At 58.6% G+C, this 15,374-nt stretch carries 14 protein-coding genes and 2 tRNA genes; 15 read left to right on the top strand and 1 reads right to left on the bottom strand.

The annotated features are described in order from the left end of the window. Positions 1-272 precede the first annotated feature (272 nt). The 6 genes from dnaJ (at position 273) to CKW07_RS11835 (ending at position 7,858) form a co-directional block, all read left to right on the top strand. On the top strand, positions 273-1,397 hold the full coding sequence (dnaJ, locus tag CKW07_RS11860) for a molecular chaperone DnaJ (protein WP_095145067.1): 1,125 nt from the start codon (positions 273-275) through the stop codon (positions 1,395-1,397). Between the two features lie 10 nt (positions 1,398-1,407). Continuing rightward, positions 1,408-2,214: a 4-hydroxy-tetrahydrodipicolinate reductase gene (gene dapB, locus CKW07_RS11855; protein ID WP_095145066.1), complete on the top strand. Its 807-nt coding sequence runs from the start codon at positions 1,408-1,410 to the stop codon at positions 2,212-2,214. Between the two features lie 258 nt (positions 2,215-2,472). Next, on the top strand, positions 2,473-3,609 hold the full coding sequence (gene carA, locus CKW07_RS11850; protein WP_095145065.1) for a glutamine-hydrolyzing carbamoyl-phosphate synthase small subunit: 1,137 nt from the start codon (positions 2,473-2,475) through the stop codon (positions 3,607-3,609). 115 nt (positions 3,610-3,724) lie between these two features. Then, entirely contained in the window at positions 3,725-6,946 is a 3,222-nt protein-coding gene (gene carB, locus CKW07_RS11845) for a carbamoyl-phosphate synthase large subunit (RefSeq protein ID WP_095145064.1), read from the top strand. A 2-nt stretch (positions 6,947-6,948) separates the two neighbouring features. Further along, the gene (gene greA, locus CKW07_RS11840) at positions 6,949-7,425 is read left to right on the top strand and encodes a transcription elongation factor GreA (RefSeq protein WP_095145131.1); all 477 of its coding nucleotides are present in this window, start codon (positions 6,949-6,951) and stop codon (positions 7,423-7,425) included. A gap of 28 nt (positions 7,426-7,453) precedes the next feature. Continuing rightward, the gene (locus CKW07_RS11835) at positions 7,454-7,858 is read left to right on the top strand and encodes an MFS transporter (protein ID WP_095145132.1); all 405 of its coding nucleotides are present in this window, start codon (positions 7,454-7,456) and stop codon (positions 7,856-7,858) included. A 9-nt stretch (positions 7,859-7,867) separates the two neighbouring features. On the opposite strand, the gene CKW07_RS11830 is transcribed toward CKW07_RS11835, so the two are convergent. After that, complete coding sequence (locus CKW07_RS11830; protein ID WP_095145063.1) at positions 7,868-8,176, bottom strand: YhbY family RNA-binding protein; 309 nt, start codon at positions 8,174-8,176, stop codon at positions 7,868-7,870. 101 nt (positions 8,177-8,277) lie between these two features. Between CKW07_RS11830 and rlmE the strand changes: the two genes are divergently transcribed. The 9 genes from rlmE to rimP all read left to right on the top strand — a co-directional run bounded on the left by rlmE (position 8,278) and on the right by rimP (position 15,327). Continuing rightward, positions 8,278-8,907 (top strand): 23S rRNA (uridine(2552)-2'-O)-methyltransferase RlmE, encoded by a 630-nt coding sequence (gene rlmE, locus CKW07_RS11825; RefSeq protein WP_095145062.1) that lies wholly within the window; start codon positions 8,278-8,280, stop codon positions 8,905-8,907. 202 nt (positions 8,908-9,109) lie between these two features. Next, positions 9,110-11,020, top strand: a complete 1,911-nt coding sequence (gene ftsH, locus CKW07_RS11820) for an ATP-dependent zinc metalloprotease FtsH (RefSeq protein ID WP_095145061.1) — start codon at positions 9,110-9,112, stop codon at positions 11,018-11,020. Between the two features lie 8 nt (positions 11,021-11,028). Continuing rightward, positions 11,029-11,880 carry a dihydropteroate synthase gene (gene folP, locus CKW07_RS11815; protein WP_095145060.1) on the top strand — a complete coding sequence of 284 codons (852 nt, stop codon included), beginning with the start codon at positions 11,029-11,031 and terminating at the stop codon, positions 11,878-11,880. A gap of 16 nt (positions 11,881-11,896) precedes the next feature. Continuing rightward, positions 11,897-13,237 (top strand): phosphoglucosamine mutase, encoded by a 1,341-nt coding sequence (gene glmM / locus CKW07_RS11810; protein ID WP_095145059.1) that lies wholly within the window; start codon positions 11,897-11,899, stop codon positions 13,235-13,237. A 66-nt stretch (positions 13,238-13,303) separates the two neighbouring features. Then, positions 13,304-14,059, top strand: a complete 756-nt coding sequence (tpiA, locus tag CKW07_RS11805) for a triose-phosphate isomerase (protein ID WP_095145058.1) — start codon at positions 13,304-13,306, stop codon at positions 14,057-14,059. A 4-nt stretch (positions 14,060-14,063) separates the two neighbouring features. After that, positions 14,064-14,447 carry a preprotein translocase subunit SecG gene (secG, locus tag CKW07_RS11800; protein WP_095145057.1) on the top strand — a complete coding sequence of 128 codons (384 nt, stop codon included), beginning with the start codon at positions 14,064-14,066 and terminating at the stop codon, positions 14,445-14,447. Between the two features lie 22 nt (positions 14,448-14,469). Next, positions 14,470-14,555 (top strand) — tRNA-Leu (locus tag CKW07_RS11795). Positions 14,556-14,652: 97 nt separating this feature from the next. Continuing rightward, positions 14,653-14,729, top strand: a tRNA-Met gene (locus tag CKW07_RS11790). 139 nt (positions 14,730-14,868) lie between these two features. After that, positions 14,869-15,327, top strand: coding sequence for a ribosome maturation factor RimP (gene rimP / locus CKW07_RS11785; protein ID WP_158248610.1), 459 nt, complete (start codon positions 14,869-14,871; stop codon positions 15,325-15,327). The last annotated feature ends 47 nt before the right edge of the window (positions 15,328-15,374 follow it).

Raw genomic sequence — 15,374 nt, 5'->3', positions numbered from 1 at the left:
GGTAGGATGTCGCCGCGCGGGAGCTTGCTCCCGCGTTGGCGTGTCTGGAGTAGACGAATTTTTACAGCATGCGACAGCGTTCGGCGGTGCGACCGGGGATGCTCCTGCTTTCCGGCTCATGAATACCGCATCTGCAAGCCGGATTTCCGGCGGCAATCAAAGACCAGGATCGTTGAATTGACGTGAGTTGGGTCCGGGCCTGTATTGGGGCTCAACGAGTTTGGCAAGGCTCAGGAGGGGTTTGCCGGACGTCCTTAAGAGTGTAAAGAATTATGGCAAAGCGTGACTATTACGAAGTGTTGGGTGTTGAGCGTGGCACGAGCGAGGCAGACCTGAAAAAGGCCTACCGCCGCTTGGCGATGAAGCACCACCCGGACCGTAATCCTGACGACAAAGCGTCGGAAGACATGTTCAAAGAGGCCAACGAGGCCTATGAGGTGCTGTCCGACTCCAGCAAGCGCGCGGCCTACGACCAGTACGGTCATGCTGGCGTCGACCCGAGCATGGGTGGCGGCGGTGCCGGCTTCGGCGGGCAGAACTTCTCCGATATCTTCGGTGACGTGTTCAGTGATTTCTTCGGCGGTGGTCGCGGCGGTTCCCGTGGCGGTGCCCAGCGCGGCAGCGACCTGCGCTACACCCTGGAGCTGAACCTGGAAGAAGCTGTACGCGGCACGACCGTGAATATCCGTGTGCCGACACTGGTCAACTGCAAGCCGTGCGACGGTTCGGGTGCCAAGAAGGGCTCCTCGCCCGTGACCTGCCCGACCTGCGGCGGTATCGGCCAGGTGCGTATGCAGCAAGGCTTCTTCTCGGTGCAGCAGACCTGCCCGCGCTGCCATGGGCAGGGCAAGATCATTGCCGACCCGTGCAACTCTTGCAACGGCGAAGGCCGTGTCGAAGAGTACAAGACCCTGTCGGTGAAAGTGCCGGCTGGCGTGGATACCGGTGATCGCATCCGTCTCTCGGGCGAAGGCGAGGCTGGTACTCAGGGTGGGCCGACAGGCGACCTGTACGTGGTGATCAATGTGCATGAGCACGCGATCTTCCAGCGCGACGGCAAGCACCTGTTCTGCGAAGTGCCGATCAGCTTCGTCGATGCGGCCCTGGGTGGCGAGCTGGAAATTCCGACCCTGGATGGTCGGGTCAAGCTGAAGATTCCTGAAGGTACGCAGACCGGCAAGCAGTTCCGTGTGCGAGGCAAAGGCGTAGCGCCGGTTCGTGGTGGTGGTGCGGGTGACCTGATGTGCCGTGTTGCCGTCGAGACTCCGGTCAACCTGAGTCGTCGTCAGCGTGAACTGCTGGACGAGTTCCGTAGCTCCCTGGCGGATGACAACAGCCATTCACCCAAGACCACGGGTTGGTTCGAAGGCGTGAAGCGTTTCTTCGGCGATCTGTAAGGAATCCGGTATGCGACGTATAGCTGTGATGGGCGCTGCTGGGCGCATGGGCAAGATTCTGGTGGAGGCGGTGCAGCAGCGCGCGCCGCTCACCGGCCTGACGGCGGCAATCGTGCGCCCGGGCAGTACGCTGATTGGTGTGGACGCCGGCGAGCTGGCATGTCTGGGCCGAATCGGTGTGCCGTTGTCGGCCAATCTGGAAGCGGTGGCTGAAGAGTTCGATGTGTTGATCGACTTCACGCTCCCGGAAGTCATGCTGAAAAACCTGGCGTTTTGCCGCAAGGCGGGCAAGGCCATGGTCATCGGCACGACGGGGCTGGACGCTGCTCAGAAGCAGTTGCTGGCTGAGGCGGGCAAGGACATTCCCATCGTGTTCGCGGCCAATTTCAGTGTCGGTGTGAACCTCTCGCTCAAGTTGCTGGATATGGCGGCTCGGGTGCTGGGCGATGATGCCGATATCGAAATCATCGAAGCCCATCACCGGCACAAGATCGACGCGCCTTCAGGTACGGCCCTGCGCATGGGCGAGGTAATCGCCGAGGCGCTGGATCGTGACCTGCAGAAGGTCGCGGTCTATGGGCGTGAAGGTCATACCGGTGTTCGTGAGCGTGAAACCATAGGCTTCGCCACGGTTCGTGGTGGGGATGTGGTCGGTGATCATACGGTGCTGTTCGCCTGCGAGGGTGAGCGACTGGAGATCACTCACAAGGCGTCCAGCCGCATGACCTTTGCCAAGGGGGCGGTGCGTGCTGCGTTGTGGCTTGATGGTCGCGAGCCGGGTCTTTATGACATGCAGGATGTGCTCGACTTGCGGTAAGATGCGCCACCGACGGGGTTCGAACTCATGCTTCGGGCCCCGTTTCAGCCGCTACGCGACGTCCTGTCGCATTCTCCTGCCTTTAAGGCTCATTAGCGGTGGACCAAAAAAGCCTTTTTCTGTAAGCTACAGCTTTAGTGTGTCCACTAAAAGCGCGCAGAATAATTCAGTGAAGAAGCGGGGTGACGTGTCCATACGTCACTCCGCTTTTTTGCAACCTGCGATCGCCCCTTCAGGCTTTATTTACGGGAGGTCTTCTTGACTAAGCCAGCCATACTCGCCCTTGCTGATGGCAGCATTTTTCGCGGCGAAGCCATTGGAGCCGACGGTCAAACCGTTGGAGAGGTGGTGTTTAACACCGCCATGACCGGCTATCAGGAAATCCTTACCGATCCTTCCTACGCCCAACAGATCGTTACCCTGACTTACCCGCACATCGGCAACACCGGCACCACGCCGGAAGATGCCGAGTCCAATCGCGTCTGGTCTGCTGGCCTGGTCATCCGGGACCTGCCACTGGTGGCGAGCAACTGGCGTAACACGATGTCCTTGTCCGACTACCTGAAGGCCAACAACGTTGTGGCCATCGCCGGTATCGACACCCGCCGCCTGACGCGCATCCTGCGTGAGAAAGGCGCGCAGAACGGCTGCATCATGGCCGGTGACAACATTTCCGAAGAAGCGGCCATCGCCGCTGCCCAAGGCTTCCCAGGCCTCAAAGGCATGGACCTGGCGAAAGTCGTCAGCACCAAGGACACCTACGAGTGGCGTTCGACTGTCTGGGATCTGAAAACCGACAGCCACGCGACCATCGAAGCCTCCGAGTTGCCGTACCACGTGGTGGCCTACGACTACGGCGTCAAAGTGAACATCCTGCGCATGCTGGTCGAGCGCGGTTGCCGCGTGACCGTGGTGCCGGCCCAGACGCCAGCCGCCGATGTGCTGGCGCTCAAGCCGGACGGCGTGTTCCTGTCCAACGGCCCGGGTGACCCGGAGCCTTGCGACTACGCGATCCAGGCGATCAAGGACGTGCTGGAGACCGAGATTCCGGTATTCGGCATCTGCCTGGGTCACCAGTTGCTGGCCCTGGCCTCCGGCGCCAAGACCCTGAAAATGGGTCACGGCCACCACGGTGCCAACCACCCCGTCCAGGACCTGGACAGCGGTGTGGTGATGATCACCAGCCAGAACCACGGTTTTGCCGTAGACGAAGCGACCCTGCCAGCCAACGTCCGCGCGATTCACAAATCGCTGTTCGACGGCACCCTGCAAGGTATCGAGCGTACCGACAAGAGCGCCTTCAGCTTCCAGGGTCACCCGGAAGCCAGCCCTGGCCCGAACGACGTAGCGCCATTGTTCGATCGCTTCATCAACGAGATGGCCAAGCGACGCTGATCGCTCGCCTTGATGTAGCAAAGCTTGAGGGTGGTCCCGACACCGGCGGCCCCCTCAAGTCAGAGATTGAACAAGACGGCTTGCCGACTGACCTGCGGATTTGAGTGACAAACCCATGCCAAAACGTACAGACATTAAAAGTATCCTGATTCTCGGCGCTGGCCCGATCGTTATCGGCCAGGCCTGCGAATTCGACTACTCCGGCGCCCAGGCCTGCAAGGCCCTGCGCGAAGAGGGTTACCGCGTCATTCTGGTGAACTCCAACCCGGCCACCATCATGACCGACCCGGCCATGGCCGACGCCACCTACATCGAGCCGATCAAGTGGCAGACCGTTGCCAAGATCATCGAGAAAGAGCGTCCGGACGCGCTGCTGCCGACCATGGGCGGCCAGACCGCTCTGAACTGCGCCCTGGACCTGGAGCGCGAAGGCGTTCTGGAGAAGTTCGGCGTAGAGATGATCGGTGCCAATGCCGACACCATCGACAAGGCTGAAGACCGCTCGCGTTTCGACAAGGCGATGAAATCCATCGGCCTGGCGTGCCCGCGTTCCGGTATCGCCCACAGCATGGAAGAGGCCAATGCGGTCCTCGAGAAGCTCGGCTTCCCGTGCATCATCCGTCCGTCCTTCACCATGGGCGGCACTGGTGGCGGTATTGCCTACAACCGTGAAGAATTCGAAGAAATCTGCGCCCGCGGCCTGGACCTGTCGCCAACCAAAGAGCTGCTGATCGACGAATCCCTGATCGGCTGGAAAGAGTACGAAATGGAGGTTGTCCGCGACAAGAAGGACAACTGCATCATCGTGTGCTCGATCGAAAACTTCGACCCGATGGGCGTGCACACCGGTGACTCGATCACCGTGGCGCCGGCACAGACCCTGACCGACAAGGAATACCAGATCCTGCGTAACGCCTCCCTGGCGGTACTGCGCGAGATCGGCGTGGAAACCGGCGGCTCCAACGTCCAGTTCGGCATCTGCCCGAACACTGGTCGCATGGTCGTCATCGAGATGAACCCGCGTGTATCCCGTTCCTCGGCGCTGGCCTCGAAAGCTACCGGCTTCCCGATCGCCAAGGTCGCTGCCAAGCTGGCGGTGGGCTACACCCTGGATGAGCTGTCGAACGACATCACCGGTGGCAAGACCCCGGCGTCTTTCGAGCCGTCCATCGACTACGTCGTGACCAAGCTGCCACGCTTCGCCTTCGAGAAGTTCGCCAAGGCTGACGCCCGCCTGACCACTCAAATGAAGTCGGTCGGTGAAGTCATGGCCATCGGCCGGACCTTCCAGGAGTCCCTGCAGAAAGCCCTGCGCGGTCTGGAAGTCGGCGTTTGCGGTCTGGACGAGAAGCTCGACCTGAGCAACCCGGAAAGCATGAGCGTGCTCAAGCGCGAACTGACCGTGCCGGGCGCCGAACGTATCTGGTACGTGGCTGACGCCTTCCGCGCTGGCATGACGGTCGAAGAAATCTTCGGCATGAACATGATCGACCCTTGGTTCCTGGTGCAGATCGAAGATCTGATCAAGGAAGAAGAGAAGGTCAAGACCCTGGGTCTGTCGGCGATCGACAAAGACCTGATGTTCCGCCTCAAGCGCAAAGGCTTCTCCGATCAGCGTCTGGCCAAGCTGCTGGGCGTGACCGAGAAGAGCTTGCGTGCGCATCGCCACAAGCTGGAAGTTTTCCCGGTCTACAAGCGCGTTGACACCTGCGCTGCCGAGTTCGCTACCGATACCGCTTACCTCTACTCGACGTACGAAGAAGAGTGCGAAGCGGCGCCATCGGGTCGCGACAAGATCATGATCCTGGGTGGCGGTCCGAACCGTATCGGCCAAGGCATCGAGTTCGACTACTGCTGCGTTCACGCGGCACTGGCGCTGCGCGATGACGGGTACGAGACCATCATGGTCAACTGCAACCCGGAAACCGTGTCCACCGACTACGACACCTCCGATCGCCTGTACTTCGAACCAGTGACCCTGGAAGACGTGCTGGAAATCGTGCGCGTCGAGAAGCCGAAAGGCGTGATCGTCCAGTACGGCGGCCAGACTCCGTTGAAGCTGGCTCGCGCCCTGGAAGCGGCTGGCGTGCCGATCATCGGCACCAGCCCTGACGCCATCGACCGTGCTGAAGACCGTGAGCGTTTCCAGCAAATGGTCCAGCGCCTGAACCTGCGTCAGCCGCCAAACGCCACCGTGCGCAGCGAAGACGAAGCCATTCGTGCCGCTGGCAAGATCGGCTACCCGCTGGTGGTGCGTCCGTCCTACGTGTTGGGCGGCCGGGCGATGGAAATCGTCTACGAGGAAGAAGAACTCAAGCGCTACCTGCGTGAAGCGGTTCAGGTTTCCAACGACAGCCCTGTGCTGCTGGACCACTTCCTCAACTGCGCCATCGAAATGGACGTGGATGCGGTCTGCGACGGCAAGGACGTGGTGATCGGCGCAATCATGCAGCACATCGAGCAGGCCGGCGTTCACTCCGGTGACTCCGCATGCTCGCTGCCGCCGTACTCGCTGCCGCTGCACATCCAGGACGAGATGCGCGAGCAGGTCAAGAAGATGGCGCTGGAGTTGGGCGTAGTCGGCCTGATGAACGTTCAGTTGGCGCTGCAGGGCGAGGACATCTACGTCATCGAAGTCAACCCGCGTGCATCCCGTACCGTACCGTTCGTCTCCAAGTGCATCGGTGTTTCCCTGGCAATGATCGCGGCTCGCGTCATGGCCGGTAAGACCCTGAAGGAAATCGGCTTCACCAAGGAAATCATTCCGAACTTCTACAGCGTGAAAGAGGCGGTGTTCCCGTTCGCCAAATTCCCTGGCGTTGACCCGATCCTCGGCCCAGAGATGAAGTCCACGGGCGAAGTGATGGGTGTGGGCGACACCTTCGGCGAAGCCTTCGCCAAGGCCCAGATGGGTGCCAGCGAAGTGCTGCCGACCGGCGGTACTGCGTTCATTAGTGTGCGTGACGATGACAAGCCGCTGGTTGCAGGCGTAGCCCGTGATCTGATCAACTTGGGCTTCGAAGTGGTCGCCACTGCCGGTACTGCCAAGCTGATCGAGGCTGCAGGCCTGAAAGTGCGCCGTGTGAACAAGGTGACCGAAGGTCGTCCGCACGTGGTCGACATGATCAAGAATGACGAAGTCACGCTGATCATCAACACCACCGAAGGTCGTCAGTCGATCGCTGACTCCTACTCCATTCGTCGTAATGCCTTGCAGCACAAGATTTACTGCACCACCACCATTGCTGCAGGCGAAGCTATCTGTGAAGCGCTGAAGTTCGGTCCCGAGAAGACTGTGCGCCGCTTGCAGGATCTACACGCAGGATTGAAGGCATGAGCATAACCAAGTACCCCATGACTGTTCAGGGCGCTCGCGCCCTGGAAGAAGAGCACGCTCACCTGACTAAGGTCGTACGTCCAAAGCTGAGCCAGGACATCGGTACGGCTCGCGAGCTGGGTGATTTGAAGGAAAATGCCGAATACCATGCTGCTCGCGAGCAGCAGGGTATGGTCGAGGCGCGGATTCGTGACATTGAAGGCCGGATTCAGAATCAGGTCATCATCGATGTCACGTCCATTCCTCACACCGGTAAAGTGATTTTCGGCACCACCGTTGAAATCGCCAACGTCGAGACTGATGAGCGCGTCACTTACCACATCGTGGGTGAGGATGAGGCTGACTTCAAACTTGGCAAGATTTCGGTCGGATCGCCACTGGCCCGCGCCTTGATCGCCAAGGAAGAGGGTGACGTGGTGGCGGTGAAAACGCCTGGTGGCGTTATCGAGTACGAGATTGTCGAAGTCCGCCATGTCTGAGGGCAGGCGCCTGCATCGCGCGGGCGCCATGCTTTGGCAGCTGACCCAGGTGTTATGGGTCGGCGGCCTGTGGTTGTTGCACGTCGGTCTGCTGCCGGTGCTGGGCCAAATTGGCCTGGCGCCGCTGCTGATCCATGAGATTTCAGGCATGCTGAGTGCGCTGCTGGTCGGGTTTTCAGCGGCGTGCGTGGTTTTTCAGGTTTTGGTGCTGGTTCAGACCAAGGGCCTTGCCAGTCTATGGCTCGATATGCGCGGACAGTTGCTGTTGATGGCGCTGTACGCGAGCACGATGTACTTCGTGGTGCGCATCGAATGGCCAGAGGCGGAGCATTGGTTGCTGTTCAGCTACCTGGTCCTGGGTTTTTCCGGTTTGCTGCTGGTCATGCAGCCGGTGCCAGGTTGGGGTGGCAGGGTGCGCGAAGCACACCCTTGACCCGTTTCATCACTTGAAGCGATGGACGTTCGACAGCTGCTTGTTTACGCTGAAGTTCTTGCGGTAAATCAGCGCCATCTTGCCGATGACCTGTACCAGATCCGCTTTGCCGACCTTGCACAGTTCTGCAATGGCAGCCAGGCGCGATTCGCGATCGAGGATGCTGAGCTTGATCTTGATCAGCTCGTGATCGCCCAATGCGCGTTCCAGTTCGGCTAACACACCTTCCGTCAAACCGTTGTCAGCCACAGTCAAAACTGGTTTCAGATGGTGGCCAATGGATTTGTACTGTTTCTTCTGCTCTTGAGTGAGCGGCATAATCTGACCCTTTCGTCTGGATTCTGTAAAATGGCGGCCATTTTACCCGAGGGTGCGTGGATCCGCCCAATTAATCACGACCCTTATCATCGAGGTGCCCAATGGCGCGTTCCAAGACAAGCCTTGGTTGGCTGAAAAGACATGTCAATGATCCCTATGTGAAGCAGGCGCAGAAGGATGGTTACCGCTCGCGTGCGAGTTACAAGCTTCTGGAGGTCCAGGAGAAATACAAGCTGATCCGTCCGGGCATGAGTGTTGTCGACCTCGGTGCAGCACCCGGTGGCTGGTCGCAGGTCACTAGTCGGTTGATCGGTGGTCAGGGGCGTCTGATTGCCTCGGACATCCTGGAAATGGACAGCATTCCGGACGTGACTTTCATCCAGGGTGACTTCACCCAGGACCAGGTGCTCGCTCAGATCCTTGAGGCCGTGGGTAATTCGCAGGTGGACCTTGTGATTTCCGATATGGCCCCCAATATGAGTGGTACGCCTGAAGTGGACATGCCAAAAGCCATGTTTCTTTGCGAGCTGGCTCTTGATTTGGCGGCTCGGATACTCAAGCCTGGCGGTAATTTTGTGATCAAGGTTTTTCAGGGCGAAGGGTTCGATGCTTACGTGAAGGACGCTCGTCAGAAATTCGACAAGGTCCAGATGATCAAGCCGGACTCTTCCCGTGGCAGCTCTCGCGAGCAATACATGCTGGCTTGGGGCTACCGCGGCCGGAGTGAGTAAAACGAGGATTTTTTGCGGGGTGATAGGTTTTTAGTATTTCGCCCCACAAGCATTAACGAATATTGTGTAGTCAATGTTTCACAAAGGGTTACAGACGGCGCCTGCCAGAGTTGTAGGTAATGTAGTAAGTTAGGCCGGTGAATATCATGCGAGGCGCGCGCCAGTTGCGGAGCTTGCTTCAGAGGGTAGTTAATTGAACGATATGGCAAAGAATCTTATCCTGTGGTTGATCATCGCGGCTGTCCTCGTGACGGTGATGAACAACTTCTCCAGCCCTAACGAGCCACAGACCCTCAACTATTCCGACTTCATCCAGCAGGTCAAGGATGGCAAGGTCGAGCGCGTAGCCGTGGACGGCTATGTCATTACCGGCAAGCGCACGGATGGCGACAGCTTCAAGACCATTCGTCCGGCTATTCAGGACAACGGTCTGATCGGTGATCTCGTGGACAACCACGTCGTTGTCGAGGGCAAGCAGCCTGAGCAGCAAAGCATCTGGACCCAGCTACTGGTCGCAAGCTTCCCTATCCTGGTGATCATTGCCGTCTTCATGTTCTTCATGCGCCAGATGCAAGGCGGTGCAGGTGGCAAGGGCGGGCCGATGAGCTTCGGCAAGAGCAAGGCGCGCCTGCTCTCCGAAGACCAGGTGAAAACCACCCTGGCTGACGTTGCCGGTTGCGACGAAGCCAAGGAAGAAGTCGGCGAACTGGTCGAGTTCCTGCGTGATCCGGGCAAGTTCCAACGCCTGGGCGGTCGTATTCCTCGCGGTGTGCTGATGGTTGGCCCTCCGGGTACCGGTAAAACGTTGATTGCCAAGGCGATTGCCGGTGAGGCCAAGGTGCCGTTCTTTACCATCTCCGGTTCCGACTTCGTCGAAATGTTCGTGGGTGTCGGCGCCAGCCGTGTTCGCGACATGTTCGAGCAGGCCAAGAAGCACGCCCCATGCATCATTTTTATCGATGAAATCGACGCCGTCGGTCGCCACCGTGGCGCTGGCATGGGCGGTGGTCACGATGAGCGTGAGCAGACCCTCAACCAGTTGCTGGTAGAGATGGACGGTTTCGAAATGAATGACGGCATCATCGTCATCGCCGCGACCAACCGTCCTGATGTGCTAGACCCGGCGCTGCTGCGTCCAGGTCGATTCGACCGTCAGGTTGTCGTCGGTTTGCCGGACATCCGTGGTCGTGAGCAGATCCTCAAGGTTCACATGCGTAAAGTACCGATGGGCGACGACGTCGCTCCGGCAGTGATCGCGCGCGGTACTCCGGGTTTCTCTGGTGCTGACCTGGCCAACCTGGTGAACGAGGCCTCGCTGTTCGCGGCTCGCGCCGGCAAGCGCATCGTCGAGATGAAGGAATTCGAGCTGGCCAAGGACAAGATCATGATGGGCGCCGAGCGCAAATCGATGGTCATGTCCGAAAAAGAGAAGCAGAACACCGCTTATCACGAAGCAGGTCATGCCATTGTGGGTCGAGTGGTGCCTGAGCACGACCCGGTCTACAAAGTGTCGATCATCCCGCGCGGTCGTGCACTGGGCGTGACCATGTTCCTGCCGGAAGAAGATCGCTACAGCCTCTCCAAGCGTGCCTTGATCAGCCAGATCTGCTCGCTCTACGGCGGTCGTATCGCCGAAGAGATGACCCTTGGCTTTGACGGTGTCACCACGGGTGCTTCGAACGACATCATGCGTGCCAGCCAGATCGCCCGGAACATGGTGACCAAGTGGGGGCTTTCCGAAAAACTCGGCCCCTTGATGTATGCCGAAGAAGAAGGCGAGGTGTTCCTGGGTCGCGGCGGTGGTGGTCAGCATGCCAGCTTCTCGGGCGAGACGGCCAAGCTGATCGACTCCGAAGTGCGTAGCATCATTGACCAGTGCTACGGCACGGCCAAGCAGATCCTGACGGACAATCGCGACAAGCTCGATGCGATGGCCGATGCGCTGATGAAGTACGAAACCATCGATGCCGATCAGATCGACGACATCATGGCGGGTCGTCCTCCGCGCGAGCCGCGTGACTGGTCTGGTGGTACCGGTACTTCCGGTACGCCTCCTGTTGTCCAGGACGAACGTCCGGAAACCCCTATCGGCGGCCCGGCTGCCGACGTCTAAGGTTTGAAATGACTTTTGTTCAGTCCTCAACCCGGTTGCCTTGCGGCAGCCGGGTTCTTGATTTGGCCCATGCGCATGTCATGGGCATTCTTAATGTCACTCCCGATTCCTTCTCCGATGGCGGTCGTTTCAGTCAGCTCGATGCTGCCCTGAAACATGCTGAGGCGATGGTTGCTGCTGGCGCCACCTTGATTGATGTGGGGGGCGAGTCGACTCGACCCGGTGCCCGGGCGGTTTCGCCGCTTGAGGAGCTCGAGCGCGTCGCGCCGATTGTCGAGCGGATTCATCGTGAACTTGACGTGATTATCTCGGTCGATACCTCGACGCCAGCCGTCATGCGTGAAACTGCGCGTCTGGGCGCTGGGATGATCAATGATGTTCGATCTCTGCGTCGCGATGGTGCCCTGGATGCCGCTGCGGCAACGGGGTTGCCGGTGTGCCTGATGCATATGCTCGGCGAGCCGGGTGATATGCAGGACAATCCCCACTATGCCGATGTAACGCTCGAGGTTGGCGAGTTTCTCGCGGAGCGCATGGCGCAGTGTGCTGCGGTGGGTATCCCGGCTGAGCGGATCATTCTCGATCCCGGTTTTGGGTTTGCGAAAAACCTGCAGCACAATTTGAGTCTGTTCAAGCATTTGGAAGCCTTGCATGACCTGGGGCGGCCTCTTCTGGTCGGGGTGTCTCGCAAGAGTATGATCGGGCAGGCGTTGAATCGCCCGGTGGGGGAGCGGCTGCATGGCGGTCTGGCTCTCGCGGCGTTGGCGGTGGCCAAGGGCGCGCGCATCCTGCGGGTGCATGACGTGGCCGAAACGATGGATGTGGTACGGATGATCACTGCTGTTGAATCAGCCGAATAAGAATGATGGAGCACTTATGACTAAGAAATATTTTGGCACCGACGGTATTCGTGGTCGGGTCGGCACCTACCCGATTACTCCTGACTTCATGCTTAAGCTCGGCTGGGCTGCTGGCATGGCGTTCCGGAAAATGGGCGTTTGCAAGGTTCTGATTGGCAAGGACACGCGCATTTCCGGGTATATGTTCGAGTCGGCGCTCGAAGCTGGGCTTACCTCCGCGGGTGCGGATGTGATGCTGCTGGGGCCGATGCCTACGCCGGCAATTGCCTATCTGACCCGTACCTTTCATGCCGAGGCCGGCATCGTGATCAGTGCGTCCCATAACCCTCATGATGACAACGGCATCAAGTTTTTCTCCGGGCAGGGCACCAAGCTGCCGGATGACGTCGAATTGATGATCGAAGAATTGCTTGATGCGCCGACGATGACGGTTGTCGAGTCGAGCAAGATCGGCAAGGTGTCGCGAATCAACGACGCGTCGGGTCGCTACATCGAATTCTGCAAAAGCAGTGTGCCTACCGGTACCAGTTTTACCGGCCTGAAGATCGTTATCGATTGTGCGCACGGTGCGGTGTACAAGGTTGCTCCAAGCGTCTTTCGCGAGTTGGGCGCCGAGGTGGTGGTGCTCTCCGCGCAGCCCAATGGCCTGAACATCAATGATAACTGCGGCTCGACCCATATGGGGCAGTTGCAGGCGGCTGTCCTGGCTGAACAGGCTGACCTGGGTATTGCCTTTGATGGTGACGGTGATCGCGTATTGATGGTCGATCACACGGGGGCCGTTGTCGACGGTGACGAGCTGTTGTTCATCATTGCTCGTGACCTGCAGGAGCGCGGCTCTCTGCAGGGTGGTGTGGTCGGTACGTTGATGAGCAACCTGGGTCTGGAGCTGGCGTGCGCCGAGCTGAAGATTCCGTTCGTGCGGGCCAATGTCGGTGACCGTTACGTCATTGCCGAGCTGCTGGAGCGTAAGTGGACGGTGGGGGGTGAAAACTCCGGGCATATCGTCTGCTTCCAGCACACGACTACCGGCGATGCGATTATCGCTGCGCTGCAAGTGCTGATGGCCATGAAGGCGCGTCAGGAAGGGCTCGCCCAGACTCGACAGGCGCTGCGCAAGTGTCCTCAGGTCCTGATCAATGTGCGTTTTGCCGGTGGTGCAAATCCTGTCGAGCATGCGGCTGTCAAAGCGGCCAGCGAGCGGGTTACCAAGGCGATGGCGGGGCGCGGTCGGGTCTTGTTGCGCAAGTCCGGCACTGAGCCGCTGGTGCGCGTAATGGTCGAGGGCGAGGACGAAACTCAGGTTCGTGCATACGCTGAAGAGCTGGCAAAACTGGTTGCTGAAGTTTCTGCCTGAATTCGGCTTGCCAGCAATGATTGTGTTGGGTAACATCTGCGCCCACTTTGACCGACGAGGTACAGCATGCGTCGCCCTATGGTAGCTGGTAACTGGAAGATGCACGGTACCCGCGCCAGCGTCGCTGAGCTGATCAACGGCCTTCGTGACTTGGCCTTGCCGAGCAGTGTTGATGTCGCGGTATTCCCGCCTTTTCTGCATATCAATCAAGTGATTGAAGGCCTGGAAGGAAAGTCGATTTTAGTCGGCGCGCAGAATTCTGCGGTGGAATCCGGGCAAGGTGCGTTGACCGGTGAAGTTGCACCGAGTCAGTTGGTGGATGCAGGTTGTTCCCTGGTGCTTGTCGGGCATTCCGAGCGCCGCCAGATCATGGGCGAGCAGGACGCAATGCTGATCCGCAAGTTCGCAGCGGCACAGACATGTGGCTTGATTCCGATGTTGTGCATAGGGGAAACCCTGGAGCAGCGTGAAGCCGGAAAAACTCTTGAGGTTGTCTCGCGTCAGCTGGGCAGTATCATTGAGGAGCTGGGTGTCGGTGCCTTTGCCAAGGCAGTGATCGCTTACGAGCCGGTCTGGGCCATTGGCACCGGGCTGACTGCAACGCCGCAACAGGCGCAGGATGTGCATGCAGCCATTCGCGCCCAGTTGGCGGCAGAGAATTCTGAAGTCGCACAAGGTGTGCGGCTTCTATACGGCGGCAGCGTGAAGGCGGCCAATGCGGTCGAACTGTTCGGCATGCCGGATATCGATGGGGGTCTCATTGGTGGGGCTTCCCTGAATGCAGATGAGTTCGGTGCGATCTGTCGCGCCGCGGGAAACTGAAAAAATGCTGGAAACAGTCGTAGTCGTTTTTCATCTGCTGGGTGCATTGGGCGTAGTGGCTCTCGTATTGCTGCAGCAGGGTAAGGGTGCGGACGCTGGCGCGTCTTTCGGAGCAGGTGCTTCAAATACTGTGTTCGGAAGCCAAGGTTCCTCTACCTTTCTTAGTAAGTTTACTGCTATACTTGCCGCAGGTTTTTTCATAACCAGCTTAGGGTTAGGTTACTATGCTAAAGAGAAAGCTCACCAGCTGACTCAAGTAGGTTTGCCAAACCCAGCGGTTCTGGAAGTTCCAGTGCAAAAACCGGCTTCTGATGATGTCCCGGTGCTTCAAGAGCAAAAGTCGGCAACCAATGCGACTGACGTGCCTCCAGCTCAAGAGCAAAAGTAAGAAGGGTTTCAAACGTAGTATTGCCGAGGTGGTGGAATTGGTAGACACGCAACCTTGAGGTGGTTGTGCCCATAGGGTGTAGGGGTTCGAGTCCCCTTCTCGGTACCAATTAGTCAGGAGAGCCCGCTGTTGCGGGCTTTCTTGCAGGTGGAAGGTTACATTGACCCTGTCAGGGATCGGTCGTATACTTCCGCCCCAGCTTTGTCGCGGGGTGGAGCAGTCTGGTAGCTCGTCGGGCTCATAACCCGAAGGTCGTCGGTTCAAATCCGGCCCCCGCAACCAGTTTCAGGAGCCCCTTTTCAGGGGCTTTTTGTTAGCTGGACACTTTATAACGCCGTTATTCGACGGCGTTTCAGGGATGGGCGATTCGCCCATTTTTTTATTTTGCATAGCATGCACATACATGCACGAGGGGGTTCAGGTGTCGAGCAAGCTAGAACAGTTGCAGGCCTTGCTGGCCCCGGTGGTCGTGGCCCTAGGCTATGAATGCTGGGGTATTGAGTTTTCGGCTCAAGGTCGCCACTCAATGTTGCGCGTTTATATCGATAAAGAGGGCGGCGTGCTGGTGGACGATTGTGCCATCGTCAGCCGTCAGATCAGCGGTGTGCTGGATGTTGAAGATCCGATCGCCGTTGAATACACCCTTGAAGTTTCCTCGCCTGGCATGGAACGCCCGCTGTTCACTATTGAGCAGTTTGCAAAATTTGCCGGTGAACAAGTGAAGATCAAGCTGCGCTCGCCTTTTGAAGGTCGACGCAACTTTCAGGGCCTTCTGCGCGGTGTAGAAGAACAGGACGTCGTGGTGCAGGTTGATGACCATGAGTTCCTGTTGCCGATCGATATGATCGACAAGGCCAACATTATTCCCAGTTTTGACTGAGACGTGCCAGAAACTGCGGATCCCGCGGATCCAATGGCTTGCGAAAG

The sequence above is a fragment of the Pseudomonas sp. Irchel s3b6 genome (assembly GCF_900187415.1).
In the GTDB taxonomy this organism is placed as follows: domain Bacteria; phylum Pseudomonadota; class Gammaproteobacteria; order Pseudomonadales; family Pseudomonadaceae; genus Aquipseudomonas.
Note: the sequence above shows the minus strand (reverse complement) of the source record. Positions and strands in the feature narration are given on the sequence as shown.